Below are 25,772 nucleotides of genomic sequence, written 5' to 3' on the forward strand. Positions count from 1 at the left end.
CTTGCGTTCAAAAACAAACTTTTCAGCGCGCAATCGTGATCTGACCCCACTGGGCTACCGGCCGTGGCGGCTGGCGCATTCGCTATGCTTTTTGAATATAAAAAACATAGCTACTTGCGCATATTAAATGTGCGCTAGAGGCTTATTTAATACTTAAAAAATGGTCTAAAAATACGATTTCATGCCCGGGCGCTATACCGGCACTCCGCAAACCCCGCCCCATCGCCCAGCACAAAGTCCCGAAACGCCGCCCCCAAATCCGACGGCACGGCATCCCTTCGGTGTAGCAGGCACCAGTCCAGCATCTTCGGCATGTCCTGCAAATCCAGCACGGCCAGCATGCCGGCGGCCAGCTCGACCTGGAACACGTGGGCGGATAAAAAGCTGATGCCCATGCCGACCATCACGGCCTGCTTGACGGTCTCGTTGCCGGACAGCTCCATCGACACATTTACCTGCAACGACTGGGATTGCAGCAGGTGCTCCAGAAACTGGCGGGTGGCCGAGCCGGGCTCGCGGAAGATGAAGTCCTCGTTGCGCAGATCCGCCCAGGTGAGCTTGCGTTTGGCGGCCAGGGGGTGGTTCGGCGGGGCGACGATGCAGTGGGGGTTGCGGGCGAAGGTTTCGGCTTCTACGTCGGCCTCGCTGGGCGGGTAGCCACCGATGGTCACGTCCAGCTGGTGCTCTTGCAGCATGGCCAGAATCTTCTCGCGCCGCTCCACCGTGAGCTTGAAGCGGATGCCGGGGTAGCGCGCTTTAAAGGCCATCAGCAGCGCGGGCGCAAAGTAGTGCGCCGTGGGCACCACGCCCAGGTGCAGCAGCCCACCCTCGCCGCTGCGGCTGGCGGCCATCGCCTCGTCTGCAATGCGCACCTGGTCGAGGATGCGGCGGGTGTGGCGCAGCAGGGCTTCGCCGGGCGGGCTCAGCACCAGGCGTTTGCCGGTTTTGATGAACAGCGGCTGGCCCACGTCTTCTTGCAACTGGCTGATCTGCATGGACACCGCTGGCTGCGTCAGGTGCAGTTGCTCAGCGGCCCGCGAGTAACTCAGGGTGGTGGCCACGGCCTCAAAGATGCGCAGCTGGCGCAGGGTGGTGTTTTTCATGCAGGGTTTGACCCGCAACGCGGGCTTTCAACGGGTGGATAAATCAGCGTGGCCGCACCGGGTTTGCGGGGAGTTTCCCTTAGCTGCACCGCAGCATTTCCGACCCAACAGGCAGGTAGAACAACTCCATACCGTTGCACCCCCAAAGTATAAGAAAAACTTTGCCAAATCATCAATAAGCATGGGTTGCGGATATGTACGCCGGTTTCTAGACTTGCGCCATTGCCAACCCTTTCACCCCCCATGCCTAACACCACCATTGCCCCCTTCCCCGTCTGGAACGATGCCCAAGCCGCCACGCTGGATGCCCCCGGCCTGCTGCTGTACCGCTCGAACCTACTGGGTTCCGACCTGCGCATCACCAACTACGGCGGCGGCAACACCTCTGCCAAGCTGGTGCAAAAAGACCTGCTGACCGGGCAAGACGCCACCGTGCTGTGGGTCAAGGGCTCGGGCGGCGACGTGGGATCTATGCAGCTAGACGGCTTCAGCACCCTGTACATGGACAAGCTGAACGCGCTGCAAGGCCTGTACCGTGGCCCGCAGTTTGAAGACGAAATGGTGGCCTATCTGCCGCACTGCACCTTCAATTTGAACCCGCGCGCCGCCAGCATCGACACGCCCCTGCACGCCTACCTGCCCTTCGCCCATGTGGACCACATGCACCCCGACGCGGTGATCGCCATTGCTGCAATGGCGAACAGCGAAGCGCTGACCGCCCAAATTTTTGAAGGCACCGTGGGCTGGCTGCCCTGGCGCAAACCCGGCTTTGAGCTGGGCCTGATGCTGCAACGCTACCAAGCCGCGCATCCCGACCAGCGCGGCTTGGTTCTCGCGGGCCACGGCCTGTTCACCTGGGGCGACACGGCCAAGAGCTGCTATGAGAACACCGTGGGCGTGATCGCCCATGCGCAAAACTGGCTGGGCCGCGAAAGCGTGGCACGCAAGGCCGTGGCCTTTGGCGGTGTGGCGCAAGAGTCGCTGACCACGCCTGAGCAAGATGCCACCCTGGCCCGCGTGCTGCCGGTGCTGCGCGGCCTGGCCTCCCAAAGCGGCCACAAGCTGCTGCATGTAGACCGCCAGCCTGCGGTGATGGAATTTGTGAACAGCCTGCAACTGGCCCCGCTGGCGGCGATGGGCACGTCCTGCCCCGACCACTTTTTGCGCACCAAAATCCGCCCGCTGATTCTGGAAGCCGCCGTCTACCAATTGGAAGGTGCCGCCCTAGCCACCGCGCTGGAAGAAAAATTGGTCGCTTACAGCGCCGACTACGCCGCCTACTACGACCGCTGCAAGCGCCCCGACAGCCCGGCCCTGCGCGATGCGAATCCGGTCATCATTTTGTTGCCCGGCATCGGCATGGTGTCCATCGCCAAGGACAAGGCCACGGCACGGATTGCCGGTGAGTTCTACGTCAACGCCATCAACGTGATGCGCGACGCCAACGCCATCGACACCTATGTGGGCCTACCCGAGCAAGAGGCGTTCGACATCGAATACTGGCTGCTCGAAGAAGCCAAGCTGCAACGCATGCCCCGGGCCAAACCGCTGGTGGGCAAGGTAGCGCTGGTGACCGGCGGCGCAGGCGGCATTGGCCGCGCCATCGTCGAGCGCTTTTTGACCGAGGGGGCCTGCGTGGCGCTGCTGGACATCGACGTGGAAGGGCTAGAGGCCACCCGCGCCGCGCTGGCCAAGCGCTTCGGCAAAGATGTGGTGCGCAGCATGGTCTGCGACGTGACCTCTGAGGACTCGGTGATCGCCGCCTACGTGCAGGCCACGCTGGAGTTTGGCGGGGTGGACATTCTGGTGTCCAACGCCGGTATCGCGTCTGCCGCGCCGATCGAAGACACCAGCTTGGCGCTGTGGATGCGCAACCAAAACATCCTGGCCACCGGCTACTTCCTGGTGGGCCGCGAAGCTTTTCGCTTGATGAAGGCCCAGGCCATCGGCGGCGCGATGGTCTATATCGCCAGCAAAAACGGCATGGTGGCCAGCGCCCAGGCCAGCGCCTACTGTGCAGCCAAGGCGGCCGAGATCCAACTCTCGCGCAGCTTTGCATTGGAGGGCGCACCGCTGGGCATTCGCTCCAACGTGGTCAACCCCGACGCGGTGATTCGCGGCAGCAAGATCTGGACGGGCGCCTGGAGCCAGGAGCGCGCCGCCGCCAACAAGATCAGCGAGGAAGAGCTGGAAGCCTTCTACCGCGACCGCTCCATGCTCAAACGCAGCGTGTTCCCCGAGGACATTGCCGAAGCCACCTACTTCCTGGCCAGCGATCTGGCGGCTAAATCGACCGGCAACATCATCAACGTGGATGCGGGCAATCTGGCGGCCTTCCCCCGATGAATGCACGATGATTGCGCGTTAATTCGACGGTTCAACAAAATAAAGAGACAAGCATGACCACAACCAAAATTACTCCTGAATTAATAGCTTCCCACGCAGACTCATCAAGCGCTAGAGTGCATTTAGACTATGAAAACCTGGGCGAGCAACTGGCCCGCCGGGGCGTAGACATAGACACCCTGAAAGCCGAGGTGGCGAAGTTCGCCGTGGCCGTGCCCAGCTGGGGCGTAGGCACGGGCGGCACACGCTTCGCCCGCTTCCCTGGCACAGGCGAGCCGCGCCATGTGTTCGACAAGCTGCAAGACTGCGGCGTGATCCACCAGCTGGTGCGCTGCACGCCCACCGTGTCGCCGCACTTCCCCTGGGACAAATGCAACGACTACACAGAACTGCGCCAGCACGCCGCGTCCTTTGGCCTGGGGTTTGACGCGGTCAACTCCAACACCTTCTCGGACCAAAAGAACCAGCCGCTGTCGTACAAGTTCGGCAGCCTGACCCATGCCGACGCAGGCGTGCGCGCCCAGGCCGTGGCGCACAACATCGAGTGCATCGAAATCGGTAAGCAGATCGGCAGCAAGGCGCTGACGGTGTGGATTGGCGACGGTGCCAACTTCCCCGGCCAAAGCCACTTCCGCCGCCAGTTCGACCGCTACCTGGACAGCAACCGCCAGATTTACGCCGCGCTGCCCGATGGCTGGCAGATGTTTTTAGAGCACAAGATGTTCGAGCCCGCCTTCTACGCCACCGTCATTCAAGACTGGGGCTCCAGCCTGCTGGCCGCACAGACCCTGGGCGACAAAGCCCGCTGCCTGGTGGACCTGGGCCACCACGCGCCCAACACCAATATCGAGATGATCGTGGCCCGCCTGGTGCATGCGCAAAAGCTGGCCGGTTTCCACTTCAACGACAGCAAATACGGCGACGACGATCTGGACAGCGGCTCAATTAACCCCTTCCAGCTGTTCCTGGTGTTCAACGAACTGGTGGACGCGGCGCAAAGCAAAGCCCCCGGCTTCGACCCCGCCTACATGCTCGACCAGTCGCACAACGTGACCGACCCGATCGAGAGCCTGATGACCAGCGCCGTGACCGTGCAACGCTGCTACGCCCAGGCGCTGCTGGTGGACCGCGTGGCCCTGACCGCCTACCAGGACAGCAACGATGTGCTGATGGCCGCGCAGACCCTGAAGGCCGCCTTCCACACCGACGTGACCCCGCTGCTGCAAAAAATCCGCATGGAAGCGGGCGGTGCGGTGGACCCTGTGGCCACCTACCGTGCGTCGGGCTACCGCGCCGACATGGCGGCGATTCGCCCCGCCAGCGGCCCCAGCAGCGGCATCGTCTAAGCAGCATTTGCACAGGCAAAGCGCACTCCATCGACACTGGCGGCATCCGTGCCACCGGTAGCGACTCCGGCCTTCAAGGCCACCTTTGATACCAACAACGACATCCAGGAGACAAGCATGCAAAAACACCTCAAAACCCTGCTCACCGTGGCCCTCGGCGCAGCCTTGGCCAGCCCGGCCTTTGCGGCAGACAAAATCGCCCTGGTGGTGAAGAGTCTGGGCAACGGCTTCTTTGACGCCGCCAACCAAGGCGCGCAAGAGGCGGCCAAAGAACTCAAGAATGTGGAGATCATCTATACCGGCCCGGCCAAGGCCACGGCCGAAGGCCAGATCGAAATCGTCAACGCGCTGATCGCCCAAAAAGTGGCGGCCATCGTCATCTCTGCCAACGACCCCGACGCGCTGGCCCCCGTGCTCAAGCGCGCCATGGACCGTGGCATCAAAGTCATCTCGTTCGACTCGGGCGTGCGCAAAGACGGCCGCATGATGCACCTCAACCCCTCCAGCAACCCGCTGATCGGCGAGAAACTGGTGAAGATGACGGCAGACGCGATTGGCGCTACGGGTGAAATAGCGGTGCTGTCGGCCACCGCCCAGGCCACCAACCAGAATATCTGGATCGAAGAAGCCAAAAAAGTGCTGGCCCAGCCCGCCTACAAGGGCCTGAAGCTGGTCAGCGTGGTCTACGGTGACGACCAGACCGACAAAAGCTACCGCGAAGCCCAAGGCCTGTTCAAAAGCTACCCCAACCTGAAGGCCATCATCGCCCCCACCACCGTGGGTGTGGCCGCTGCCGCCAAGGCGGTGCAGGACGAAAAAAAGGTCGGTGCCATCTTCGTGACCGGCCTGGGTTTACCGTCTGAAATGGCCGGCCACGTGAAGAGCGGCGCGGTCAAGTCCTTCGCCATCTGGAACCCCATCGACCTGGGCTATTCGTCCATCATGGCCGCCAGCCAGTTCATCTCGGGCAAGGTCACCGGCAAGGCAGGCGACAAGGTGTCGCTGGGCCGCGTGGGCACAGTGACGCTGGATGCGAATGGTGAAGCGGCGATGTCGGAACCGTTTACTTACGATGCCACCAACGTCGAGAAATTCGCGAAGTTTTTCTAAACGCAGGCTGCGGGTGGCGGCCCGCCCCCACCCCAACCCTCCCCCGTGGGGGGAGGGAGCCATGCGGGGCCCTGACTTACCCCCTCCCCTTCCGGGGGAGGGTTGGGGTGGGGGTCTGCAAGGGCAAGTTAGTTTTCAGGGGCATCTCTGTCAGGGTAGGTGCCCCTTTTTTAATGCGATTTGGGTTTGATATGACTGATGCGTTGCTGAGCCTGCGCGGTGTCCACAAGCGCTACGGCGCTACCTATGCGCTGCGCGGGGTGGACCTGGAGCTGCGAGCCGGGGAAGTGCTGGCGCTGGTAGGCGAGAACGGGGCGGGCAAATCCACCCTGGTCAAAATGTTGACAGGGGTGATCCCGGTGGACGAGGGCACGATCTCGCTGCGCGGCGTGGCCCATACCTTTGCCAACGCCCAGGCATCCCAAGCGGCGGGCATCCTGGCGGTGCACCAGGAAACGGTGATGTTTGAAGAACTCAGCGTGGCCGAGAACATCTACGTGGGCCGCCACCTCATGCGCGGCCCCTTCATCCATTGGTCGGCGATGCACACGCAGGCCCAGGCCGTACTGGAGCAGATCGGTGCGCGGTTCTTTGCTACCACCCTGGTCAAAGACCTGAGCCTGGCCGAGCGGCATCTGGTAGAAATTGCCCGCGCCTTGTCGCAAAAGGCCGCCGTGGTGATTCTGGACGAACCCACCGCCGCCCTGTCGCAGGCTGAAATCCGCGACTTCTACGGCATCGTGCGCAAGTTGCGCGACCAAGGCGTGGGCGTGATCTTCATCACCCACAAATTCGACGAGATTTTTGCCGTAGCCGACCGCTACCTGGTGCTGCGCGATGGCACCGCCGTGGGCAGCGGCGCGATTGCCGATGCCACCGAGCAAGCGCTGGTCAAGCTGATGGCCGGGCGCGCCATCGACCAGATTTACCCGCATATCGCCTCCACACCCGGCGAGGTGGTGCTGGCGGTCAAAGACCTGTCGCATCCCACCGAATTCAGCCAGTTGTCGTTCGCGCTCCGCCGGGGCGAGATTCTGGGCTTTTACGGCCTGGTGGGGTCGGGGCGCAGCGAGGCGATGCTGGCCATCATGGGCCTGAACCCGGCCGCCACGGGCAGCCTGGTGGTCAACGGCCAAGCGCTCCAGGTCCGCAGCCCGGGCGATGCCATTGCGGCGGGCATTGCCTACGTGCCCGAAGAGCGCCAGCGCCAGGGCGGTATCCTCAACTTTTCGGTGGAGCACAACATCAGCCTGGCGGGTCTGGGCCGGTTTTCACGTGGCATTTGGCTGTCGAAGCTGCGCGAGTCGGCGCTGTGCCAGCGCATGATCGAGCGTCTGCGCATCAAGACCGAATCGCCCGACACCTTGCTGTCCGGCCTGTCGGGCGGCAACCAACAAAAGGTGGTGATCGCCAAATGGCTGGGGCTGGAGCCGCGCATCGTGATTCTGGACGAGCCCACCAAGGGCATTGACGTGGGGGCCAAACAGGCCGTGTACCAGTTGATTGCCGAGATGGTGGAGCAAGGCCTGGCGGTGATTCTGGTGTCCAGCGAGCTGCCCGAGGTGATGCACCTGGCGCACCGCACCATCGTCATGCGCCGGGGTTTGCAGGTGGCTGAATTTACCCGCGCAGAGGCCCAGGCCGAGACCATCGTGGCGGCGGCTTCAGGCCTGGCCCATGCTTCCTAGAACAAGATAAACATCCCCATGAAAAACCTCTCTTCCATCCGCCGCGAGTGGCTGCTGCTGGCCATCATCGCCGCCATCGCGCTGGCCGTGGGCGCACGCGCCCCGGTGTTTTTAACCTGGCGCAACGGCCTGGATATTGCCAACGACTCGGCCATCCTGGCCATATTGGTGATGGGCCAGATGCTGGTGCTGTTGACGCGTGGCATTGACCTGTCGGTAGCCTCGAATCTGGCGCTCACCGGCATGGTCTGCGCACTGCTGGGCAAAGCCTGGCCCGAAGCATCGGTGCCGGTGCTGCTGCTGGTGGCGCTGGCCGTGGGGGCGTTGCTGGGCGCGGTGAACGGCTGGCTCATCACCCGCTTTGACCTGCCGCCCATCGTGGTCACGCTGGGCACGATGTCGGCCTACCGGGGCGCGATTTTTGTGGCCAGCAAAGGCGCGTGGGTGTCCGACCAGGACATCCATGCCGCCATCAAGGGCCTGCCGCGCGAAACCTGGCTGGGCTTGCCCGCGCTGGTGTGGTTTGCCCTGGTGGTGCTGGCGCTGACCGCCGTGTTTCTCAACCTGCGCCGCGAGGGCCGCGAAATCTACGCCCTGGGCGGCAACCCACATGCTGCCGCCTACGTGGGCATCTCGGCCCGCAAGCGGCTGATGATGGTCTACACCCTGTCGGGCATGCTGGCCGGGCTGGCCGGGCTGCTATGGGTGGGGCGCTATTCCATCGCCTACACCGAGTTGGCGGCGGGTTTCGAGCTGACCGTGGTGGCCGCCTGCGTGATTGGCGGGGTGAGCATTGGCGGCGGCGTGGGCTCGGTACTGGGTGCGGGCTTAGGCGTGCTGTTCATCGGCGTGGTCAACGGGGCGCTGCCGGTGATCCAGGTGTCGCCGTTCTGGCAGCAGGCGATTGCCGGAGCGGTGATCTTGATTTCGGTGGCGGTGAATGCCCGTTCTGAACGCCGTGCGGGCCGCCAGATTCTGGAAACTTCCACAACGACTTACGCAGCACCCACTGTGCGCCCGGCGGGCAGCACAGTGGGCGCGGCGTAAGTCTTCACATTTTCAAAGGAGCCACGGCATGAAGGCCTGGAACACATGGGAACGGGTATTGCTGGCCCTGCTGGTGCTGCTGCTGGCGGGCTTTGGCTGGGCGCAGCCGGGCTTTATGTCGGTGGACGCGCTGGCCGACAGCACCTTCAACTTCAGCGAAAAAGGCATTCTGGCACTGGCCTTGGCCTTGCTGATCATCACTGGCGAAATTGATTTGTCGATTGCCGCCATCCTGGCGCTGAGTTCGCTGGCCATGGGCTACGCCATGCAGGCCGGGGCTGGGCCGCTGGGCATGGTGCTGGCGGCGTTTGCCACCGGCGGCGTGGCCGGTGCGGTCAACGGCGTGCTGGTCACGCACTACAAGCTGCCGTCCATCGTGGTCACCATTGGCACCCTGTCGCTGTACCGGGGCCTGGCCATGGTGGCGCTGGGCGACAAATCTATCTCCGGCTACCCGGAGGTGTTTTCCACCCTGGGCAATAGCTACGTGGGCGAGGTGATCGGCGTGCGCTGGCTCACCCTGCCGATTGAATTTGCCATCCTGCTGGTGGCCGCCGTGGCGGTGGGTATTACGCTGCACCGCACCGTGCTGGGCCGCAGGCTGTACGCCATTGGCGCGAACCCGGTGGCGGCGCGCTTCTCGGGCATCCAGGCCGACCGGTACCGGCTGGCGCTGTTTGTGTTTGCCGGGCTGATGGCCGCGCTGGCCGCCATTTTGTTGACAGGGCGCATCGGCAGCACCCGCCCCAACATCGCGATGGGCTGGGAGCTGGACGCCATCACCATGGTGATCCTGGGGGGCGTGGCGATTGAGGGCGGGCGCGGCAGCATCGTGGGCACCATGCTGGCGGTCTTGCTGCTGGGCTTGTTCACCTTTGCGATGGGCATGGCCAACGTGACCGGCATCGTGATGTCGATGGTCGTTGGCTGCCTGCTCATCGTGTCCATGGTGCTGCCCAAGTTCAAGCTGCGTGGGCGGCTGGCAGCTGCAAAGGCCTGAGATGGAAAAAATCGCCTTCCGCATGTTCCTGCACCCCGGCTGTGTGGCCAAATATAAAAAGCGCCACGACGAGATTTGGCCCGAGCTGGTGCAATTACTGAAGTCGGCTGGTGTCAGCGACTACAGCATCTACCTCGACGAAGAACACCATGTGCTGTTCGCCGTGCTGCGCCGCCCCATCGGCCACAGCATGCACAACCTGCCCCAGCACCCGGTAATGCAGCGCTGGTGGGCCTACATGGCCGACCTGATGCGGGCCAATGCCGACGGTTCGCCAGTGGCGGAACCGTTGCCCTGCATGTTTCACCTGGATTGAAATGCTGGACCTCACCCTCGTCATCGACATAGGCAAAAGCCACGCCAAACTGCTGCTGGTAGACGACTTTGGTCATGTGCTGGAGCAGCATGGCCGCAAGAACGCACCCGTAACCGCCCAAGCACACGCCCCGCTGGACTACAGCGCACTCGACATCGCTGGGCTGACCGACTGGATCTGCACCACGCTGGCGGCATCTAGCCTCACGCCGCGCTGCGCCCGCGTGGTCACCAGCACCCACGGCGCAGCCTTTGTCGGCATCACCGCTGACGATGTGGCCTGGCCGCCGCTGGACTACGAATGCGACACCTATGCAGACCAGACCAGCGCCCTGCACCACGCCTACCAGCACCAGCGCGATGGTTTTGAGACCACCTATGCGCCCGATCTGCCGGTAGGCCTGAACGCTGCCCGCCAGCTCTACTGGTTGCAACACACGCACCCAGCAGCATGGGCGCGCACCCAGACCCTGCTGCCCTACCCGCAGTACTGGGCCTGGTGGCTCAGCGGCGTGGCGGCCAGCGAGGTATCGTCTTTGGGCTGCCACACCCAGCTCTGGTCGCCAGACAGCCAAGATTTTTCGCCCCTGGCCAAAGCCCAGGGCTGGGCCGACAAGTTCGCCCCTCTGGCCCCGGCCTGGCAGGTCTTGGGCTGCGTGCGCCCTGCCCTGGCCGAGGCACTGGGCCTGCCGCCTAGCTGCGAAATCCATGTGGGCGTGCACGACAGCAACGCCTGCCTGGCCCGCTACCTGTCCAGCACGGCCGAGCTGACCGTGGTGTCGTCCGGCACCTGGACCGTGCTGATGGCACCCGACGCGCCCACCGCCACATTGGATGCGCAGCGCGACATGCTGTGCAACGTCAACGTGCGTGGCCAGGCCACGCCCACTGCCCGCTTCATGGGCGGCCGAGAATTTTCCGCCCTGCTGGACGGCGCCCCCGCCGACCTGGGCACGCTGGAAGATGCCGAATCTCTGCTGCGCAGCCACACCAGCGCTCTGCCCAGCTTCGCCCCACAAGGTGGCCCGTTTATGCACCGCACCGGTGAGGTACTGCGCGCAGGCCAACCCATCGCCCTGCAAACCCTCACCCCCGCCGAACGCTCAGCCCTAGCCGCCATCTACTGCGCCCAGGTCACCGCCTGGCTGGTGCTGCAACTGCGCCCCGGTGCCACCGAATCCACGGTCGTCGTAGAAGGCCCGCTGGCGCACAACCGCCTGTATCTGGGCCTGCTGCAAGCCCTGCTGCCCGGCCACACCTGCTACGCCAGCATCGACGCCATGGAAGGCACAGCCCGTGGTGCCTGGATGCTGGGCCGCTGGAGCCAATCCACAGCGTCCCAGCACCTGCTGGCTGCGCCTGCTTACAGGCTGGATGGGTTGATGGCGTACCACGCGGAGTGGCTGGAGCGTTGCCTTACGGTAAGCGCCCAATAACCCAGGACTTACGCAAGCCTCCCGGTTCGCCCAACGGGCGGCACAGGGGGCGCTGCGCAAGTCCCAAAAACTGTACTTTTGATAGCTGCTAGCGCATATAGAACATGCGCTAGCGGCCTATTTCATTTAAAAAATACCCGCACACACCACCTGTCAAGACAAGCCACTATCATGCCTACCCATGACTGCGTTGCGCTTGCCATCCCTCTCGGTCTTCGATGCCACCACCGCCAGTGGGCAAGACGACACCGGTCCGGTGCCGATTTTTGCGGTGCCGGGCAGCAGCTTCGGTGCGTACACCGTGCTGGAGCAGGTGTACCAGGGACGGCGTTCGGTGGTGGTGCGCTGCCTGAAGGCCGGGGTGCCGATGGTTGTCAAATTTTTGCTGCGGGCACAGTTGGGGCCGGGCGATGTGGCCCGGTTTCGGCGCGAGTACGAACTGTCGCGCCGGGTGCGCCATGGCCATGTGGTCAGCGCCGAGACGCTGGACAGCCACGGTGGCGTGCTGTTTCTGGCCATGCCGGACGACGGCGCGGTGTCGCTGCGCAGCCTGCTGCAACACGGGCCGCTACCGCTGGCCGATGCCTTGCACATCGCCATCGCCGTGGTCGATGGCCTGGAGGCCATCCACGGCCACAACATCCTGCACAAGGACATTGCACCCGGCAACATCATCACCCACCTGGCCAGCGGCAGCGTCAAGCTGATTGACTTCGGGATTGCCGCCGACATGTCGGTCGAGCGCCCCCAGGCCACCAGCCTGCGCGACCTGGAAGGCAGCCTGGCCACCATGGCCCCCGAGCAAACCGGCCGCATGCACCGCGACCTGGACTACCGCGCCGACTTCTATGCCTTGGGTGCCACGCTGTTTGAACTGCTCACCGGCAGCCCGCCGTTTGGCCGCACCCGCGACCCGGTGCAGGCCGTGCACGCCCACCTGGCGCTGACCCCGCCAGCGGTCCACAGCCTGCGCCCGGACGCGCCCCGGGTGCTGTCTTCCGTGGTGGCACGTCTGCTGGCCAAAGAACCCGAGGCCCGCTACCAGAACCACCACGTGCTGCGGCGCGATCTGCAACACATCTTGCAGCACCTGCACGACCCGCAGGCGCTGGACGCGCTGGTGCTGGCGCAAGGCGATTTATCCGAACGCTTCCAGGTTTCCGGCCGCCTGTATGGCCGCGCCGACGGGGTCCGCCGCATGCTGGAGGTGTTCGAGACGGCGGCTGTCGGCCCGGCCCAAACGGTCACCATCGCCGGGGTGTCGGGCATTGGCAAAACCGCGCTGGTCAACGAGGTGCAGCGCAGCCTGCTCGGCCAGCGGGGTTTTATCGGTGAGATGGTTAACGGCAAATTCAACCAGTTTGGCCAGCACACCCCCTGCGCGGCTTTTGTGCAAGCGTTGGAGCAACGCGCCCGCCAGGTGCTGGCGCTGCCGCCCGGCGAACAGGCCGTGTGGCGCGACGCACTGCGCAGCCTGCTCGGCCCGAATGCCGCCGTCGCCCACAGCGCCCTGCCCGAACTGGGCGTGCTGCTCGGCGATGCGCTGCCACCGGTAGCGGTGCTCGGCCCTACCGAAACCGAAAACCGCTTTCTGCGCAGCATGCAGCTGTGTTTTGCGGCACTGGCCCGCGCCGATGCACCGCTGGTGGTGTTCATCGACGACCTGCAATGGGCCGACCGCGTCTCGCGCCGCCTGCTGCGGGAGCTGGCGCTGGACGAAGGTTTGCAGCACCTGCTGCTGATTGGCGCCTACCGCGCCGACGAAGTGCCACCCGACCACCCCCTGCACCAGGACCTGGCCGCACTGGCCGACAACGGCGGGCGCAGCCTGGCACTCACCGTGGACGCACTGCGGCTAGACGACGTGGCCCAGTTGCTGGCCGACACCCTGCGGCAGCCACTGCCCCAGGTGCAAGAACTGGCGCAGCTGTGCCTGGACAAAACCGGCGGTAACCCGTTCTTTCTGGGGCGCTTTCTGGAAGACCTGCACCGCCGCCAACGCATCTGGCTAGACCGCAGCCAGCCGCGCTGGTGTTGGTCCGAACAACGCATCCGTGGCGAACACATTGCCGACAACGTAGTCGCGCTGATGCTGGAGCAATTGCGCCGCCTGCCGCCCGACACCGGCAGCCTGCTGACCACCGCCGCCTGCCTGGGCAGCCGCTTCACACTGGACACACTGGGCACCGCCTGCCAGCGCTCTGACCACGCTGTGCAGCAAGCCCTGGCCCCGGCCCTGGCCGCCGGGCTACTGGTGCCACAAGACGCGCGCTACCAGTGGATGGCGGTGCTGGAAGCGCATGAAAGCCAAGGCCTGCGGGTGGAACTGGCTTTTGTACACGACCGCGTGCAAGAAGCCGCCTACCTGCTGGCCACGCCCGCGCAGCGCCCGGCCCTGCACCTGCGCATCGGCCGCCTGCTGCGCGATGGCACACCCGGGCAAGCGCCCGACTTTGCCGTCGTCAACCACCTGAACCAGGGCCAGGCCCTGGTGGACGATGCCGCCGAGCGCCGCCAGCTGGCCGACTTCAATGCCCAGGCCAGCCAGTGGGCCTGCGCTGCGGCCTCCTTCGACCTGGCCGCTGACTACGCGGCCCAGGCCATCGCCCTGCGGGGCCCCCGGCATTGGCAAGACGACCCTGCGCTGGCACTGGACCTGCAAGTACACGCCGCCCGCATGGCCGCGCTGAAAGGCGACGCGGCGGCGATGGATGCCTTGATCGACACCGCGCTGCCCCAGGTGGCCGACCCGACCGCCCGCGCCCGCCTGCTGGACGTGCGCATCGAATCCTTCTACGCCTCTGGGCGGCTGGACGAAACCCTGGAACTGGGGCTGGCCGTGCTGCGCCTGCTGGGCACTGCGCCGCCGCTGGCCGCCACACCCGCCGCCGCCATGCAACTGGTCGCCGCCGCCCGCGCAGAAATCGACACGCTGGGCATCGCCACCCTGGCCGACCAGCCCGCCATGACCGACCCGCTGTACCTGCAACAGCTCAGCGTAATCGCCAAAATGACAGCCGCCGCCTATATCGCCCGCCCGGCCTTGCTGCCGCTGCTGACGGTGATGCAGGTGCGGCTGATGGTGGCCCACGGCCATGCCCCGGCGGCACTATCGGCCTATTCGGTGATGGGGCTGATGGTGGCCGAATTTTTGCGCGACTACCGCTTTGGCACCCGGCTGGGCCGCATGTCGATGGCACTGATAGAGCGCCACGGCTGGCGCCACGTGCATGCGCATGCCGGCTTTTCATTCAACGCTTTTTTGCGCCACTGGACCGAAGGCATCGCCAGTGGCCTGCCCGCACTGCACGAAGTGCACCAGCTGGGCCTGGAAACCGGCAACCTGCGCCACGCCGGGCTGGCCCTGTACGTACACGACTACCACGCGTTTTTCACCGGCACCCCACTGGCCGAACTGGATGCCCTGCTGGCCCTGCACGCCACCACGCTGCGGCGCATCCGCCAGCCGGTAGCACAGGACTACCAGGGTGCGCTGCGCGCCGCCATCCACGCGCTGCGCCAGCCCCGGTTTGCCGACGTGCCCATGGAAACCGCAGCGTTCTCCGCCCGGCAACTGGAGCAGACCTACACCGCCCGCGCCGACCAGACCGGCACCCTGTTCCTGCAAGCCTGGCGCTGCATGCTGCACACGCTGGCGGGGCAGTTCGACGCGGCACTGCTGGCCGGCGATGCGGCCCAGTTGCTGTTCCCGGCCGGGCGCGGCATGGTGATGGTGCCGTTCTGCCTATTTTTTACCGCCATCGCCGCACTGGACCGCAGCCAGACCGTGGGGGCCACCGCCGACGCGGATCTGCACACCCGCTGCACCAGCGCACTCGACCGGCTGGCGCTGTGGGCCCAAACCTGCGCCGATGTGCGGCCCTTGCAGCACCTGCTGCGCGCCCGCATGCTGTTGGCTGGCGTGCTGCCACATACGGCAGGTGCTGCCCCCATGCTGGCCGAATTGGACGCAGCGCAACAGGCCGCGCAGGCCATCGACAACCTGCTGGTGCAGGGCCTGGTACACCGCTACCGCAGCCAGGCGCTGGTACTGGCAGGCCCACCGTACGCCGCCAGCGCTGCCGCCGAACGCGCCGAAGCCCGGGCCCTGTTTTTACGCTGGGGTGGCCGGGCGCTGGTAGACCGCCTGGACGGCGACATCGCCACCACTCCAGCCGCCGTGCCGCGCCTGCCCCTGGCTGCGCTGCATGCCGATGTGGAAACCGTGGTGGCCGTACCCGGTAGCGCGCTGGATGTCTCCACCCTGATGAAAAGTGTGCAAGCCGTGACCGGCGAGACCACCCTCGACGCCCTGCTGACCCGGCTGGTTCACGTGTTGCGTGAAAGCGCCGGGGCCAGCCGGGCCAGCATCGTGCTGCGTGACGGCGGCCAGTGGGTGGTGCAGGCCGACAGCGGGCTGCATACCGCAGCCACCATCCAGGTCATGGAAGGCCTGCCACTGGAAGACGCCGCCGCGCGCCTGCCCCGCGAGATGCTGCGCAGCGTGCTGAACACCGCCAGCCCGGTACTGGTACACGACGCGGCACACGACCCGGCATGGCAGCGGCTGCCCTACTTTCGGGACCGCACCACCCGCTCGGTGCTGTGCATGCCGCTGGTGCGCCAGGGCCGGGTGCTGGGCGCGCTGTACCTGGAGAACCAGGCCGTCAGCGGGGCGTTTTCGCCCGAGCGGCTATTGTTTCTGGAGCTGCTGTCGGGCAACGTGGTCAACGCCATCGACAACGCCCGCCTGGTAGCCGAGCTGCGCCGCCTGGCCGACACCCTGGAGCAACGCGTGGCCGACCGCACCCGCGAGCTGCGCGAAAGCGAAGGCCGGACGCTGGCGATTCTGCAAAATGCGCCCCTGCCCATGACGGTCACGCGGATAGCCGACAACGTCTTCGTCTACGCCAACGCGCGGGCCGCAGAACTAGCCGGTATGCCCGCCCCCGACCTGCTGGGCCGCGAGCCGCGCAGCATGTACCGCAGCCCCACCGACCGCGACCAGATGATGGAACAGTACCGCCGCGAAGGTGTGCTGCGCGACTACGAGATGTGCCTGCTGGTGGCCCCGGAACGTGAAATTTGGGTGCTGATTTCGATGGTGCCCATCATCTACGACGGCCAATCCTGCGCCCTGTCCACCATCATCGACATCACCGAGCGCAAGGCGATGGAAAACGCGCTGCGCCAGATCGCCACCACCGACAGCCTGACCGGCATGGCCAGCCGCAGCCACTTCATGGGCTACGCCGAAACCGAGCTGGCCCGCGCCCGCCGCCATGGCCGCCCGCTGTCGATGGTGATGCTGGACGTAGACCATTTCAAGCAGATCAACGACCGCCACGGCCACGCCATGGGCGACGCAGTGCTGCGCGTACTGACCCGTACTTGCCGGGCACTGGTCCGCCAGCAAGACCTGGTGGGGCGCCTGGGCGGCGAAGAGTTCGGCATCCTGATGCCCGATACCGACAACGAACACGCCTTGGCCCTGGCCGAGCGCCTGCGCAGCGCCATTGCGGCCCTGCGCCTGGCCACCCCTCACGGCGATACGGTCGCCGTGACCGCCAGCTTCGGCATCAGCATCCTGCTGGCCGACGACACGCTGGACCGCCTGCTGGCCCGCGCCGATGCCGGGCTGTACCTGTCCAAAAATGCCGGGCGCAACCGCGTCAGCTGCGCCCCGGTGCCGTCGCGCTATTGACACAGGAATACCCATAACTGGCGCAGTTCACCCCGGTGTCGCGCTCTGGACGCACAAGGTTGCAGCGCAAGTCCAAATACTACTATTTTGATAGCTTACAGCGCATACACCATATGCACTAGAGCCACATTTTCCTTATAAAAACAGGGTTTCTGCTTGCCCTTACACTCTGGGCCTCTGCGCCACTTTGGCGCAGAACAGCGTTCTCAGGGCGGGGTGGAATTCCCCACCGGCGGTGATGGCAGCCATGCACAAGCCCGCGAGCGCCTGCGGTTGGCAATAGCCGCAGGGTCAGCAGATTTCGGTGCGATTCCGAAGCCGACGGTTAGGGTTTTAAGCAACCCTTAAAGTCCGGATGCAAGAGAACGCGCCATCTGCAAACCCGTCTCTGGCGGCTTGTGTCTGTGCGCGTGCGTCCTGGGTTGGAAAGATTTTTTGCCAACACCTTTTATGACCACTACCGCTACCGCCCCCCTCCGTATCGCCTTCGTCCAGGCCACCTGGCATGCCGACATCGTCAACCAGGCCCGTGACGGCTTTTTGGCCGAAATGGCGCGCCAGGGTGTCGCCCGCGATGCCATCACCGTGCTGGAGCTGCCCGGTGCCTTCGAGATTCCGCTGCACGCCAAGAAGCTGGCCCAGTCTGGCCAGTTTGATGCCATCGTGGCCTGCGCGCTGGTGGTAGACGGCGGCATTTACCGCCATGAATTCGTCGCCAATGCCGTCGTCCAGGGACTGATGACGGTACAGCTGGATACCGGCGTGCCGGTGTTCTCTGCCGTGCTGACCCCGCACCACTTCCACAGCCACGCCGAGCACCAGCAGTTCTTTGGCGACCACTTCGTGCACAAAGGTGTGGAAGTGGCCCAGGCCTGCCTAGCCACCGTGGCCAGCCTGCGCAGCCTGCCTACGTCAGTGGGCTAAACCGGCTGCTGGAGTCAAACACACTCGACTCCACGCGGTTGCGGCCCTGGCGTTTGGCCTGGTAGAGCATGGTATCGGCCTGCTCCAGCAGCAGGGCCGGGTCGTGGCGGCCACCGGGTGGCCGTACCGGTCGTTGAACTGCTTGAAGAAATCCACATCCATCATCGCCAACCCCAGCGACTCCTTGCGCCGGGCCGTCAGTTGGCAGACCAGCTTGAGCGATTCATCGAACGAACGGCGGTTGGCAATGCCGGTCAGGCCATCGCGGCTGGCCAGGGGGTCGGCCCCGAGGTAGCGGGCGGTGGATTTGAGGATATGGGCCTGTCGGCCCAGTGTCTGGCGCGGCGGCGGGCCCACAGGCGGCAGCCACTGGGCCGACAGGTGGGCGAAGTCGCGCACAAAACCACGCAGCACGCGCTGCAAACTGGCCGGCCGACCGCCCAAGCGCGCCACCGCCAGCCGCAAATCCAGCCCCGGCAGCATGTCGGGCAAAGGGGTTTCGGTGGCCGGGGGCACAAATTGCAGCAGGGTTTGGTACAGGGCGGCCTCGTCAATCGGCTTGCCCAGATAGGCATCCATGCCCGCTGCCACGGTGGCCAACTGACCCACCTGCGCGTCGTGCGCGCTCAGAGCAATCAGCGGCAGGCAGGCCCAGCGCGCCTGTTTGCGGATCTCGCGGCTGGCCGCCAGCCCATCCATCACCGGCATTTGCAGGTCCATCAGCACCATGTCGAAGTCGCCCTGCGCCAGGCAGTCCAGCGCTTGCAGACCATTGGCCGCCAGCACCACCTGCATGCGCACCGCCTGCAAAAATTCACTGGCAACTTCGCGGTTCAGGGCGTTGTCGTCCACCACCAGCACCCGCAGGCCGGCCAGCGCCGCCAGCGCCGGGTCTGTGGGCAAGGCACCCAGGTTGCCTGGGCTAAAGCGCCCGTAATTCCCATGTCGAAACATCGTGCTACCTATCCAATGCCTGAAAACCAGAATTAATTCCAGTTCGGGTGCGTTCCGATGGGATCGAAAACTTCCGAATTCAAAGCGCTATGGTAAGGCGATAGATGCCGACATCTGAGTGACTCAAGTCACTTTCAATGATTTTTAGCGATGGGTTAACGTCCGTTGCACGCCAATTGCAAATACTTGGGCAATTCAGCGTCCGATTCGCACGTTTAATGCAACATCAGGGTGCGCTCGCCCTTGCACTTGCCGGCGCGGGCCGGTGGGCTGCACAGACCGCAGACGTATTGGCGGGGGTTTTCGTACAGTTCGGTGACAAATTTTCCACCGCAGCTGCTGCACTGGGTCATGTTGAGCATGTTGGCATCGACAAACTTGACCAGCCGCCAGGCCCGGGTAAACGACAGCAGCGGGTCCACCTCGGCGGCCACGATTTGCTCGTTGTACAGGCGGTAGGCCTTGGTCAGGATGTCGATGGAGTCCAGGTCCATGCTCTTGGACAGGTATTCGTAGATGTTCAGAAACAGCGACGAGTGGATGTTTTCTTGCCAAGACAAAAACCAGTCGGTCGAGAACGGCAGTTGGCCCTTGCTGGGCGACTTGCCCGACACCTCTTTGTACAGGCGCAGCAGGCGCTCGTAGGACAGGTCGGTTTCCGATTCCAGCACCTGCATGCGGGCGCCCATGCGGATCAGGGCGGCGGCGCGTTCGATTTGCTGCGAGTCTTGCAACACGCTTTTCGGAGCTTTGGGGGCCTTGGCCACTTTGGTAGCAACAGCAGTAGAGGTCATGCGGGGCTCCTTACAGAACTTCGGCCACGCGGCCAGCCATCAGGATGTTGGCGTGCAAGGTGTTGGTAGCGGGGTTGCCGACCTTCTTGATGTCGTGGTTGGTCAGCAGGCTCCAGACCAGGCTGTCTTCGACGCGGAAGTGGCACAGCAGCATGTTGCCCGAGGCCAGTTTCAGAATTTGTGCGGCCGACAGGGCACCCAGAATGTCGGCGGCTTCTTCGTTGATACCCAGGCGGAACAACGCCTCGGCCTTGTCCTGGCGGATCAGGCTTTGCGCCAGCATGAGGTACGTCAGATTGGCCTCGCGGATTTCGGCAATGATCTGTTCGGTGTTCATGGTGTGTCCTTTGGGTTCAACCGGTTCAGGCTGCCTTGCGTGTGCCGCAATCTGCTTCTTCCCGATCCGTTGAAATGGATTGTGAATACCCCCCAATCAAAAATTAAGTCGGGGGGCACCCATACCGCAGGTCAGATTTTTACCGGGCCGTGTAAGAAGTTCCCTTACACAGCAGACACACAACCCTACGCCAGCTCGGGCACAGCGGCCCGCCCCATCAGAGACGCCACCGCGTCAGCCGGGCGGATGCGGCCGTCCAGCAAAGCCACCACGCTGTGGGTGATGGGCATGTCCACGCCCAGGCTGTGTGCGCGCTGCGCCACGGTACGGGCGCTGTACACGCCCTCGGCCACATGGCCCAACGAGGCCACCGCCTGGTCCAAAGTCTGGCCTTGGGCCAGCAGCAAACCCACCTGCCGGTTGCGGCTCAAATCGCCGGTGCAGGTCAGCACCAGATCGCCCAGGCCCGACAGGCCCATAAACGTCTCGGCCTTGGCCCCCAGAGCCAGCCCCAGGCGTGTCATCTCGGCCAAGCCACGGGTTACCAGCGCCGCCCGGGCGTTTAGCCCCAGGCCCAGGCCGTCGCACAGGCCGGTGGCAATGGCCAGCACGTTCTTCACCGCGCCGCCCACTTCCACGCCCACCACATCGTCGCTGGCATACACCCGCAAGGCCGGGCTGTGGAAGGCCGCCACCAGCGCATCGCGCACCTCGGCACGGCTGCTGGCCGCCACCAAGGCCGTGGGCTGGCCACGGGCCACTTCCTGGGCAAAACTGGGGCCACTGAGCACGCCGTAACCGGTGGATGTGCTCGCTATATTTTCTATAGCTGCCTGCGCATATACCTCATGCGCCAGCAGCCCAAAAGGCATTAAATTGGGGGCTTCAAAGCCCTTGCACAGCCAGGCCACCGGCGCGGTACAGCCCGCAATCGCCTGCAACATGCTGCGCAGGGCGGACATGGGCGTGCCCAAAATGACCAGGTCGTGCGTGGCCGCCAGCGCAGCCACATCGGGCTGGGCGCTGATGGCCAAGGTATCGGGGAAGGCAATGCCGGGCAGGTAGCGCTGGTTGCAGCGCTGGGCTTGCATGGCAGCGGCCTGCGCCGTGTTGCGCGCCCACAGCGTGACGCTGTGGGTGGCTTGCGGGTGAAGGCTGGCGCTGATGGCCAGCGCCGTACCCCAGGCACCCGCACCCAGAACGGCGATCTTCACAGCTTATTGCAGCGTGGCGGTGGGCGCTTCGGCGGCGGCAGCGGCGGCATTGGCTTGCTGCTGCTCGTACATCGCCTGGAAGTTGATTTCGGCCAGATGCACTTGGGGGAAACCGGCGCGCTGGACCATGTCGGCCACATTGCTGCGCAGGTAGGGGTAGACGATTTGCGGGCAGGCGATGCCGATGATCGGGCCCATCTGCTCTTGCGACATGTTGCGAATTTCAAAAATACCGGCTTGCTTGGCTTCCACCAAAAACACGGTTTTGTCGCCAATCTTGGTCTGCACGGTAGCGGTTACGGCCACTTCAAAAACACCGTCCGCCACCGGATTGGCTTCCACGCCCAGCTGGATTTCCACCGTGGGCTGGGCCGGGTCCAACAAAATGCCCGGGGAATTGGGCTGCTCCAGCGAAGCCTCTTTCAGGTAGACGCGTTGGATTTGGAATACGGGATCTTGTTGCTCGGACATGGAATTCTTTCGGTAGACATCAAAACAAAGCCCGCCGAAAAGCAGCGGCGGGCGGAAAAAGCAACCGGATTATTGCCGATTAAAAAGGCGTTTTAAGCGGCATTCAACAAGGGCATTAACCCGCCCTGCCCGTCCAGCGCCACCAGGTCATCACAGCCACCCACATGGGTGTCGCCGATGAAGATTTGCGGCACGCTGCGGCGGCCGGTCAGCTCCATCATGGCTGCGCGGGCCTCGGGCAGCTGGTCCACGCGGATCTCGTCGATCTGCTCAACACCCTTGCTTTTCAGAATTTGCTTGGCACGGATGCAGTAAGGGCATACGGCGGTGGTGTACATCTTGACGGCTTGCATGGCGGTGCTCCTTATGATTTTTCTAGCGGCAGGTTGGCTTCGCTCCAGGCCTTCAGGCCGCCGCTGAGGACTTCGGCCTGTTCGTAACCTAGCTTTTTGGCCGTGGCCAAGGCCCGGTTGGCCCGCGCACCGGTGGCGCACACCAAAATCAGGGGCAGCGACTTATTCTTCACCGTGGCGGCCAGCTTGTCTTCCAACTGGCCCACCGGCAGGTTCTTGGCGGCAGCAATGTGGCCGCTGGCAAATTCATCGGCCTCGCGCACGTCCAGCACCACGGCTTTTTCGCGGTTGATGCGCATCACCGCGCCATTGGCCGTCAGGGCACCCGCGCCGGCACTGCTGGAGATCACCGGCCACAGCAAGCCGCCACCCGCCGCCAGCGCTATCGCAATCAACATCCAGTTGTCTAGTAAAAACTTCACTTTGCACCTTTATTTGTGGTTTTGCGGGACTACCCCGAACCGGCGATTTTAGAATGGCGTGCCCGCCCTTGTTGGGGCCTGTATTTTTGCCCCCTTTTCATTCACAGAGACACGCCGCCCTATGTACAAACTTGTTCTGATCCGCCACGGCGAATCCACCTGGAACCTTGAAAACCGCTTCACCGGCTGGACCGATGTGCCCCTGACGGACACCGGTATTGAACAAGCAAAAAATGCAGGCCGCCTGCTGAAGGCCGATGGTTACGAGTTCGACGTGGCCTACACCAGCGTGCTCAAACGCGCCACCCACACCCTGTGGCACTGCCTGGACCAAATGGACCGCACCTACCTGCCGGTGGTACACAGCTGGCGCCTGAACGAGCGCCACTACGGCGCGTTGCAAGGCCTGAACAAGGCGGAGACTGCCAAGCAATACGGCGACGACCAGGTGCTGGTCTGGCGCCGCAGCTACGACACGCCGCCACCGGCGCTAGAGGCTACCGACGTGCGTTGCGAGCGCAGTGACCCGCGTTACGCCAAGCAGTCTGCCGACCAAATTCCGCTGACCGAATGCCTGAAAGACACCGTGGAGCGCGTGCTGCCGTTTTGGAATGAAGCGATGGCCCCCGCCATCAAGGCCGGTAAACGCGTGGTGCTGGCCGCCCACGGCAACTCGATCCGCGCGCTCATCAAGTACCTGGACAACATCTCCGACGACGACATCGTGGGCCTGAACATCCCCAACGGTATTCCGCTGGTGTACGAGCTGGACGAAAACCTGCAACCCATCCGCCACTACTACCTGGGCGACGCCGTTGCCGCCGCAGCGGCAGCCGCAGCCGTGGCCGCCCAAGGCCAAAAGAAATAGGCTTCTTAAAGGTTTACACGGAACGTATCCACGCGGGTGGATACCAACGTGTACATTCATAGCGACTTGAAAGATGCTTATGGGCCAGAAACTCAAAATTACCGGTTGGATTGCCGCCGGTGCCATTGCCGGAGCCCTCACCACGGTTTCCCTACAAACCGTTGCCCGTGGCGCAATGGCGCCCCTGCCACTCGAAGAGCTGCAACAGCTTGCCGCAGTCTTCGGCATGGTCAAAACCGACTATGTAGAGCCGGTAGACGAGAAAAAGCTCATCAGCGACGCGATTGCGGGCATGGTCGCCAGCCTGGACCCGCATTCCCAGTATTTCGATAAAAAGTCGTTCAAGGAATTCCGCGAAGGCACCACCGGCCGCTTTGTCGGCGTGGGCATCGAAATCACCCAAGAAGACGGCCTGGTGAAGGTGGTGTCGCCCATCGAAGGCTCGCCCGCCTTCCGGGCCGGCCTCAAGCCCAACGACCTGATCACCAAGATCGACGACACCGCCGTCAAAGGCCTGGCCTTGAACGAGGCTGTGAAAAAGATGCGCGGCGAGCCCAACACCAAGGTCAACCTGACGATCTTCCGCAAGGACGAAAACCGCAGCTTTCCGGTGAGCATTACGCGCGAAGAAATCCGCACCCAGTCGGTACGCGGCAAGGTGGTGGAGCCCGGCTACGCCTGGATCCGCCTGAGCCAGTTCCAAGACCGCACGGTGGATGACTTTGCCGCCAAGATCACCGACATCTACAAGCAAGAACCCAAGCTCAAAGGCCTGGTGCTCGACCTGCGCAACGACCCCGGTGGCCTGCTGGACGCGGCCGTGGCAGTGTCGGCAGCTTTCCTGCCCGAAAACGTGACCGTGGTGTCCACCAACGGCCAGTTGGCCGACAGCAAGTTCACCTACAAGGCCGCGCCTGAGTTCTACCAGCGCCGGGGGGCCGATGCTCTGGCCAAATTGCCCGTGGCCCTGAAAACCGTGCCGCTGGTCGTGCTGGTCAACGAAGGCTCGGCCTCGGCCAGCGAGATCGTGGCGGGCGCGCTGCAAGACTACAAGCGCGGCACCATCATGGGCAGCCAAACCTTTGGCAAGGGCTCAGTGCAAACCGTGCGCCCCCTTGGCCCAGATACCGGCCTGAAGATCACCACCGCCCGCTACTACACGCCCAGCGGCAAATCCATCCAGGCCAAGGGCATCGTGCCCGACGTGATGGTCGATGACACGCTAGAAGGCAGCCCGTTTGCCGCCCTGCGCATGCGCGAAGCCGACCTGGAAAAGCACCTGAACAGCGGCCAGGGCGAAGAAAAGAAGGACGAAGCCCGCGAAAAAGCCCGCGAAGAAGCCCGTAAATTACTGGAAGCCGAAGCCCTCAAGCCGGTGACTGAGCGCAAGCCACCGCCTGAATTTGGCAGCGACAAAGACTTCCAGCTGATCCAGGCGCTGAACCAACTCAAGGGCAAGCCCGTCACCGTGAGTAAGACCTTGGTCGAGCGCAAAGAAGAGAAAAAAGAACAGTAAGTAGCCCGCTACTCCCTCCCCAAAACCCCGCTCTGCGGGGTTTTTCATTGCGACAATGCCAAGATGAACGACGACCAACTGCTGCGTTACTCTCGCCACATCCTGCTCGACGACATCGGGATTGAGGGCCAAGACAAGTTACTGGCGGCCCACGCGCTGGTCATCGGCGCGGGCGGGCTGGGCTCGCCGGTCGCGCTGTACCTGGCCACCGCCGGCATCGGCCACATCACCCTGGTAGACCACGACACGGTAGACCTGACCAACCTGCAACGGCAAATTGCCCACAGCCTGGAGCGCGTGGGCCAGCCCAAGGTGGCATCCGCCCGCGCCGCCATGCAGGCCATCAACCCCGAAATACACATCACCGCCGTCCACGCCCGGGCCGATGCCGCGCTGTTGGACACCCTGGTGGCCCAGGCCGATGTGGTGCTGGACTGCTGCGACAACTTCGCCACCCGCCATGCAGTGAACGCAGCCTGCGTGCGCCACCGCAAGCCGCTGGTGTCGGGCGCGGCCATCCGCATGGACGGTCAGATCAGCATGTTTGACGCGCGTAACCCAGCTTCACCCTGCTACGCCTGCGTGTTTCCGCCCAGCGCCGACTTTGAGGAAACCCGCTGCGCCGTGATGGGCGTGCTGGCCCCGCTGGTGGGCATCATCGGGGCCATGCAGGCGGCAGAGGCCATCAAGCTGCTCAGCGGCGCAGGCACCTCACTGGCCGGGCGGCTGCAAATGCTGGATGCGCGCAGCATGGCCTGGAACGAGATCCGCATCCCCCGCGACCCGGAATGCAGCGTCTGCGGGTCAGCGTAAAGCAACTCCTA

The 25,772-nt window shown here is 64.1% G+C and carries 21 protein-coding genes and 1 riboswitch; of the genes, 13 read left to right on the plus strand and 8 right to left on the minus strand.

The window, feature by feature from the left end; all coding sequences use genetic code 11:
- Positions 1-179: 179 nt before the first annotated feature.
- Complete coding sequence (locus tag AC0969_RS00250; protein WP_479622122.1) at positions 180-1,103, minus strand: LysR family transcriptional regulator; 924 nt, start codon at positions 1,101-1,103, stop codon at positions 180-182.
- Between the two features lie 243 nt (positions 1,104-1,346).
- Between AC0969_RS00250 and AC0969_RS00255 the strand changes: the two genes are divergently transcribed.
- From AC0969_RS00255 to AC0969_RS00300, 10 genes are all read left to right on the plus strand, one after another.
- The gene (locus tag AC0969_RS00255; RefSeq protein ID WP_479622123.1) at positions 1,347-3,449 is read left to right on the plus strand and encodes a bifunctional rhamnulose-1-phosphate aldolase/short-chain dehydrogenase; all 2,103 of its coding nucleotides are present in this window, start codon (positions 1,347-1,349) and stop codon (positions 3,447-3,449) included.
- A 53-nt stretch (positions 3,450-3,502) separates the two neighbouring features.
- Positions 3,503-4,795, plus strand: a complete 1,293-nt coding sequence (rhaI, locus tag AC0969_RS00260; RefSeq protein WP_479622124.1) for an L-rhamnose catabolism isomerase — start codon at positions 3,503-3,505, stop codon at positions 4,793-4,795.
- 117 nt (positions 4,796-4,912) lie between these two features.
- The gene (gene rhaS / locus AC0969_RS00265; protein WP_479622125.1) at positions 4,913-5,905 is read left to right on the plus strand and encodes a rhamnose ABC transporter substrate-binding protein; all 993 of its coding nucleotides are present in this window, start codon (positions 4,913-4,915) and stop codon (positions 5,903-5,905) included.
- Positions 5,906-6,096: 191 nt separating this feature from the next.
- The gene (locus AC0969_RS00270; RefSeq protein WP_479622126.1) at positions 6,097-7,593 is read left to right on the plus strand and encodes a sugar ABC transporter ATP-binding protein; all 1,497 of its coding nucleotides are present in this window, start codon (positions 6,097-6,099) and stop codon (positions 7,591-7,593) included.
- An 18-nt stretch (positions 7,594-7,611) separates the two neighbouring features.
- On the plus strand, positions 7,612-8,640 hold the full coding sequence (locus tag AC0969_RS00275; protein ID WP_479622127.1) for an ABC transporter permease: 1,029 nt from the start codon (positions 7,612-7,614) through the stop codon (positions 8,638-8,640).
- A 28-nt stretch (positions 8,641-8,668) separates the two neighbouring features.
- A complete protein-coding gene (locus AC0969_RS00280) occupies positions 8,669-9,640 on the plus strand; it encodes an ABC transporter permease (RefSeq protein WP_479622128.1) in 972 nt (323 codons plus the stop codon).
- A gap of 1 nt (position 9,641) precedes the next feature.
- Positions 9,642-9,956: an L-rhamnose mutarotase gene (gene rhaM / locus AC0969_RS00285; RefSeq protein WP_479622129.1), complete on the plus strand. Its 315-nt coding sequence runs from the start codon at positions 9,642-9,644 to the stop codon at positions 9,954-9,956.
- A 1-nt stretch (position 9,957) separates the two neighbouring features.
- Positions 9,958-11,391, plus strand: coding sequence for an FGGY-family carbohydrate kinase (locus tag AC0969_RS00290; protein WP_479622130.1), 1,434 nt, complete (start codon positions 9,958-9,960; stop codon positions 11,389-11,391).
- Between the two features lie 181 nt (positions 11,392-11,572).
- Complete coding sequence (locus AC0969_RS00295) at positions 11,573-17,095, plus strand: diguanylate cyclase (RefSeq protein WP_479622131.1); 5,523 nt, start codon at positions 11,573-11,575, stop codon at positions 17,093-17,095.
- A 198-nt stretch (positions 17,096-17,293) separates the two neighbouring features.
- Positions 17,294-17,466: riboswitch (FMN riboswitch) on the plus strand.
- Between the two features lie 79 nt (positions 17,467-17,545).
- Positions 17,546-18,019: a 6,7-dimethyl-8-ribityllumazine synthase gene (locus tag AC0969_RS00300; protein ID WP_479622132.1), complete on the plus strand. Its 474-nt coding sequence runs from the start codon at positions 17,546-17,548 to the stop codon at positions 18,017-18,019.
- On the opposite strand, the gene AC0969_RS00305 is transcribed toward AC0969_RS00300, so the two are convergent.
- The 7 genes from AC0969_RS00305 to AC0969_RS00335 all read right to left on the minus strand — a co-directional run bounded on the left by AC0969_RS00305 (position 18,008) and on the right by AC0969_RS00335 (position 22,564).
- A complete protein-coding gene (locus AC0969_RS00305) occupies positions 18,008-18,973 on the minus strand; it encodes a response regulator (RefSeq protein ID WP_479622133.1) in 966 nt (321 codons plus the stop codon). The genes AC0969_RS00300 and AC0969_RS00305 overlap by 12 nt on opposite strands.
- Positions 18,974-19,188: 215 nt before the next feature.
- Complete coding sequence (flhC, locus tag AC0969_RS00310; protein WP_479622134.1) at positions 19,189-19,767, minus strand: flagellar transcriptional regulator FlhC; 579 nt, start codon at positions 19,765-19,767, stop codon at positions 19,189-19,191.
- A 10-nt stretch (positions 19,768-19,777) separates the two neighbouring features.
- Entirely contained in the window at positions 19,778-20,104 is a 327-nt protein-coding gene (flhD, locus tag AC0969_RS00315) for a flagellar transcriptional regulator FlhD (protein WP_315246203.1), read from the minus strand.
- A 185-nt stretch (positions 20,105-20,289) separates the two neighbouring features.
- A complete protein-coding gene (locus tag AC0969_RS00320; protein WP_479622135.1) occupies positions 20,290-21,318 on the minus strand; it encodes an NAD(P)H-dependent glycerol-3-phosphate dehydrogenase in 1,029 nt (342 codons plus the stop codon).
- A gap of 3 nt (positions 21,319-21,321) precedes the next feature.
- Positions 21,322-21,789 (minus strand): protein-export chaperone SecB, encoded by a 468-nt coding sequence (gene secB / locus AC0969_RS00325; RefSeq protein WP_479622136.1) that lies wholly within the window; start codon positions 21,787-21,789, stop codon positions 21,322-21,324.
- Positions 21,790-21,881: 92 nt separating this feature from the next.
- Positions 21,882-22,142, minus strand: a complete 261-nt coding sequence (gene grxC / locus AC0969_RS00330) for a glutaredoxin 3 (protein WP_479622137.1) — start codon at positions 22,140-22,142, stop codon at positions 21,882-21,884.
- Between the two features lie 11 nt (positions 22,143-22,153).
- Positions 22,154-22,564 carry a rhodanese-like domain-containing protein gene (locus AC0969_RS00335; protein WP_479622138.1) on the minus strand — a complete coding sequence of 137 codons (411 nt, stop codon included), beginning with the start codon at positions 22,562-22,564 and terminating at the stop codon, positions 22,154-22,156.
- A 121-nt stretch (positions 22,565-22,685) separates the two neighbouring features.
- Here AC0969_RS00335 and gpmA point away from each other — a divergent pair, with 121 nt between their 5' ends.
- The 3 genes from gpmA to AC0969_RS00350 all read left to right on the plus strand — a co-directional run bounded on the left by gpmA (position 22,686) and on the right by AC0969_RS00350 (position 25,761).
- Positions 22,686-23,432 carry a 2,3-diphosphoglycerate-dependent phosphoglycerate mutase gene (gene gpmA / locus AC0969_RS00340; protein ID WP_479622139.1) on the plus strand — a complete coding sequence of 249 codons (747 nt, stop codon included), beginning with the start codon at positions 22,686-22,688 and terminating at the stop codon, positions 23,430-23,432.
- Positions 23,433-23,511: 79 nt separating this feature from the next.
- The gene (locus tag AC0969_RS00345; protein WP_479622140.1) at positions 23,512-24,948 is read left to right on the plus strand and encodes a S41 family peptidase; all 1,437 of its coding nucleotides are present in this window, start codon (positions 23,512-23,514) and stop codon (positions 24,946-24,948) included.
- 63 nt (positions 24,949-25,011) lie between these two features.
- On the plus strand, positions 25,012-25,761 hold the full coding sequence (locus AC0969_RS00350; protein ID WP_479622141.1) for a HesA/MoeB/ThiF family protein: 750 nt from the start codon (positions 25,012-25,014) through the stop codon (positions 25,759-25,761).
- Positions 25,762-25,772 lie beyond the last annotated feature (11 nt).

The organism is Rhodoferax sp. LB1P47 (genome assembly GCF_056521445.1).

Bases quoted from the DNA above. Each gene is read 5' to 3' on its own strand.
- AC0969_RS00250 (WP_479622122.1), bottom strand. From the start codon at position 1,103: ATGAAAAACACCACCCTGCGCCAGCTGCGCATCTTTGAGGCCGTGGCC.
- AC0969_RS00255 (WP_479622123.1), top strand. From the start codon at position 1,347: ATGCCTAACACCACCATTGCCCCCTTCCCCGTCTGGAACGATGCCCAA.
- rhaI (WP_479622124.1), top strand. From the start codon at position 3,503: ATGACCACAACCAAAATTACTCCTGAATTAATAGCTTCCCACGCAGAC.
- rhaS (WP_479622125.1), top strand. From the start codon at position 4,913: ATGCAAAAACACCTCAAAACCCTGCTCACCGTGGCCCTCGGCGCAGCC.
- AC0969_RS00270 (WP_479622126.1), top strand. From the start codon at position 6,097: ATGACTGATGCGTTGCTGAGCCTGCGCGGTGTCCACAAGCGCTACGGC.
- AC0969_RS00275 (WP_479622127.1), top strand. From the start codon at position 7,612: ATGAAAAACCTCTCTTCCATCCGCCGCGAGTGGCTGCTGCTGGCCATC.
- AC0969_RS00280 (WP_479622128.1), top strand. From the start codon at position 8,669: ATGAAGGCCTGGAACACATGGGAACGGGTATTGCTGGCCCTGCTGGTG.
- rhaM (WP_479622129.1), top strand. From the start codon at position 9,642: ATGGAAAAAATCGCCTTCCGCATGTTCCTGCACCCCGGCTGTGTGGCC.
- AC0969_RS00290 (WP_479622130.1), top strand. From the start codon at position 9,958: ATGCTGGACCTCACCCTCGTCATCGACATAGGCAAAAGCCACGCCAAA.
- AC0969_RS00295 (WP_479622131.1), top strand. From the start codon at position 11,573: ATGACTGCGTTGCGCTTGCCATCCCTCTCGGTCTTCGATGCCACCACC.
- AC0969_RS00300 (WP_479622132.1), top strand. From the start codon at position 17,546: ATGACCACTACCGCTACCGCCCCCCTCCGTATCGCCTTCGTCCAGGCC.
- AC0969_RS00305 (WP_479622133.1), bottom strand. From the start codon at position 18,973: ATGTTTCGACATGGGAATTACGGGCGCTTTAGCCCAGGCAACCTGGGT.
- flhC (WP_479622134.1), bottom strand. From the start codon at position 19,767: ATGACCTCTACTGCTGTTGCTACCAAAGTGGCCAAGGCCCCCAAAGCT.
- flhD (WP_315246203.1), bottom strand. From the start codon at position 20,104: ATGAACACCGAACAGATCATTGCCGAAATCCGCGAGGCCAATCTGACG.
- secB (WP_479622136.1), bottom strand. From the start codon at position 21,789: ATGTCCGAGCAACAAGATCCCGTATTCCAAATCCAACGCGTCTACCTG.
- grxC (WP_479622137.1), bottom strand. From the start codon at position 22,142: ATGCAAGCCGTCAAGATGTACACCACCGCCGTATGCCCTTACTGCATC.
- gpmA (WP_479622139.1), top strand. From the start codon at position 22,686: ATGTACAAACTTGTTCTGATCCGCCACGGCGAATCCACCTGGAACCTT.
- AC0969_RS00345 (WP_479622140.1), top strand. From the start codon at position 23,512: ATGGGCCAGAAACTCAAAATTACCGGTTGGATTGCCGCCGGTGCCATT.
- AC0969_RS00350 (WP_479622141.1), top strand. From the start codon at position 25,012: ATGAACGACGACCAACTGCTGCGTTACTCTCGCCACATCCTGCTCGAC.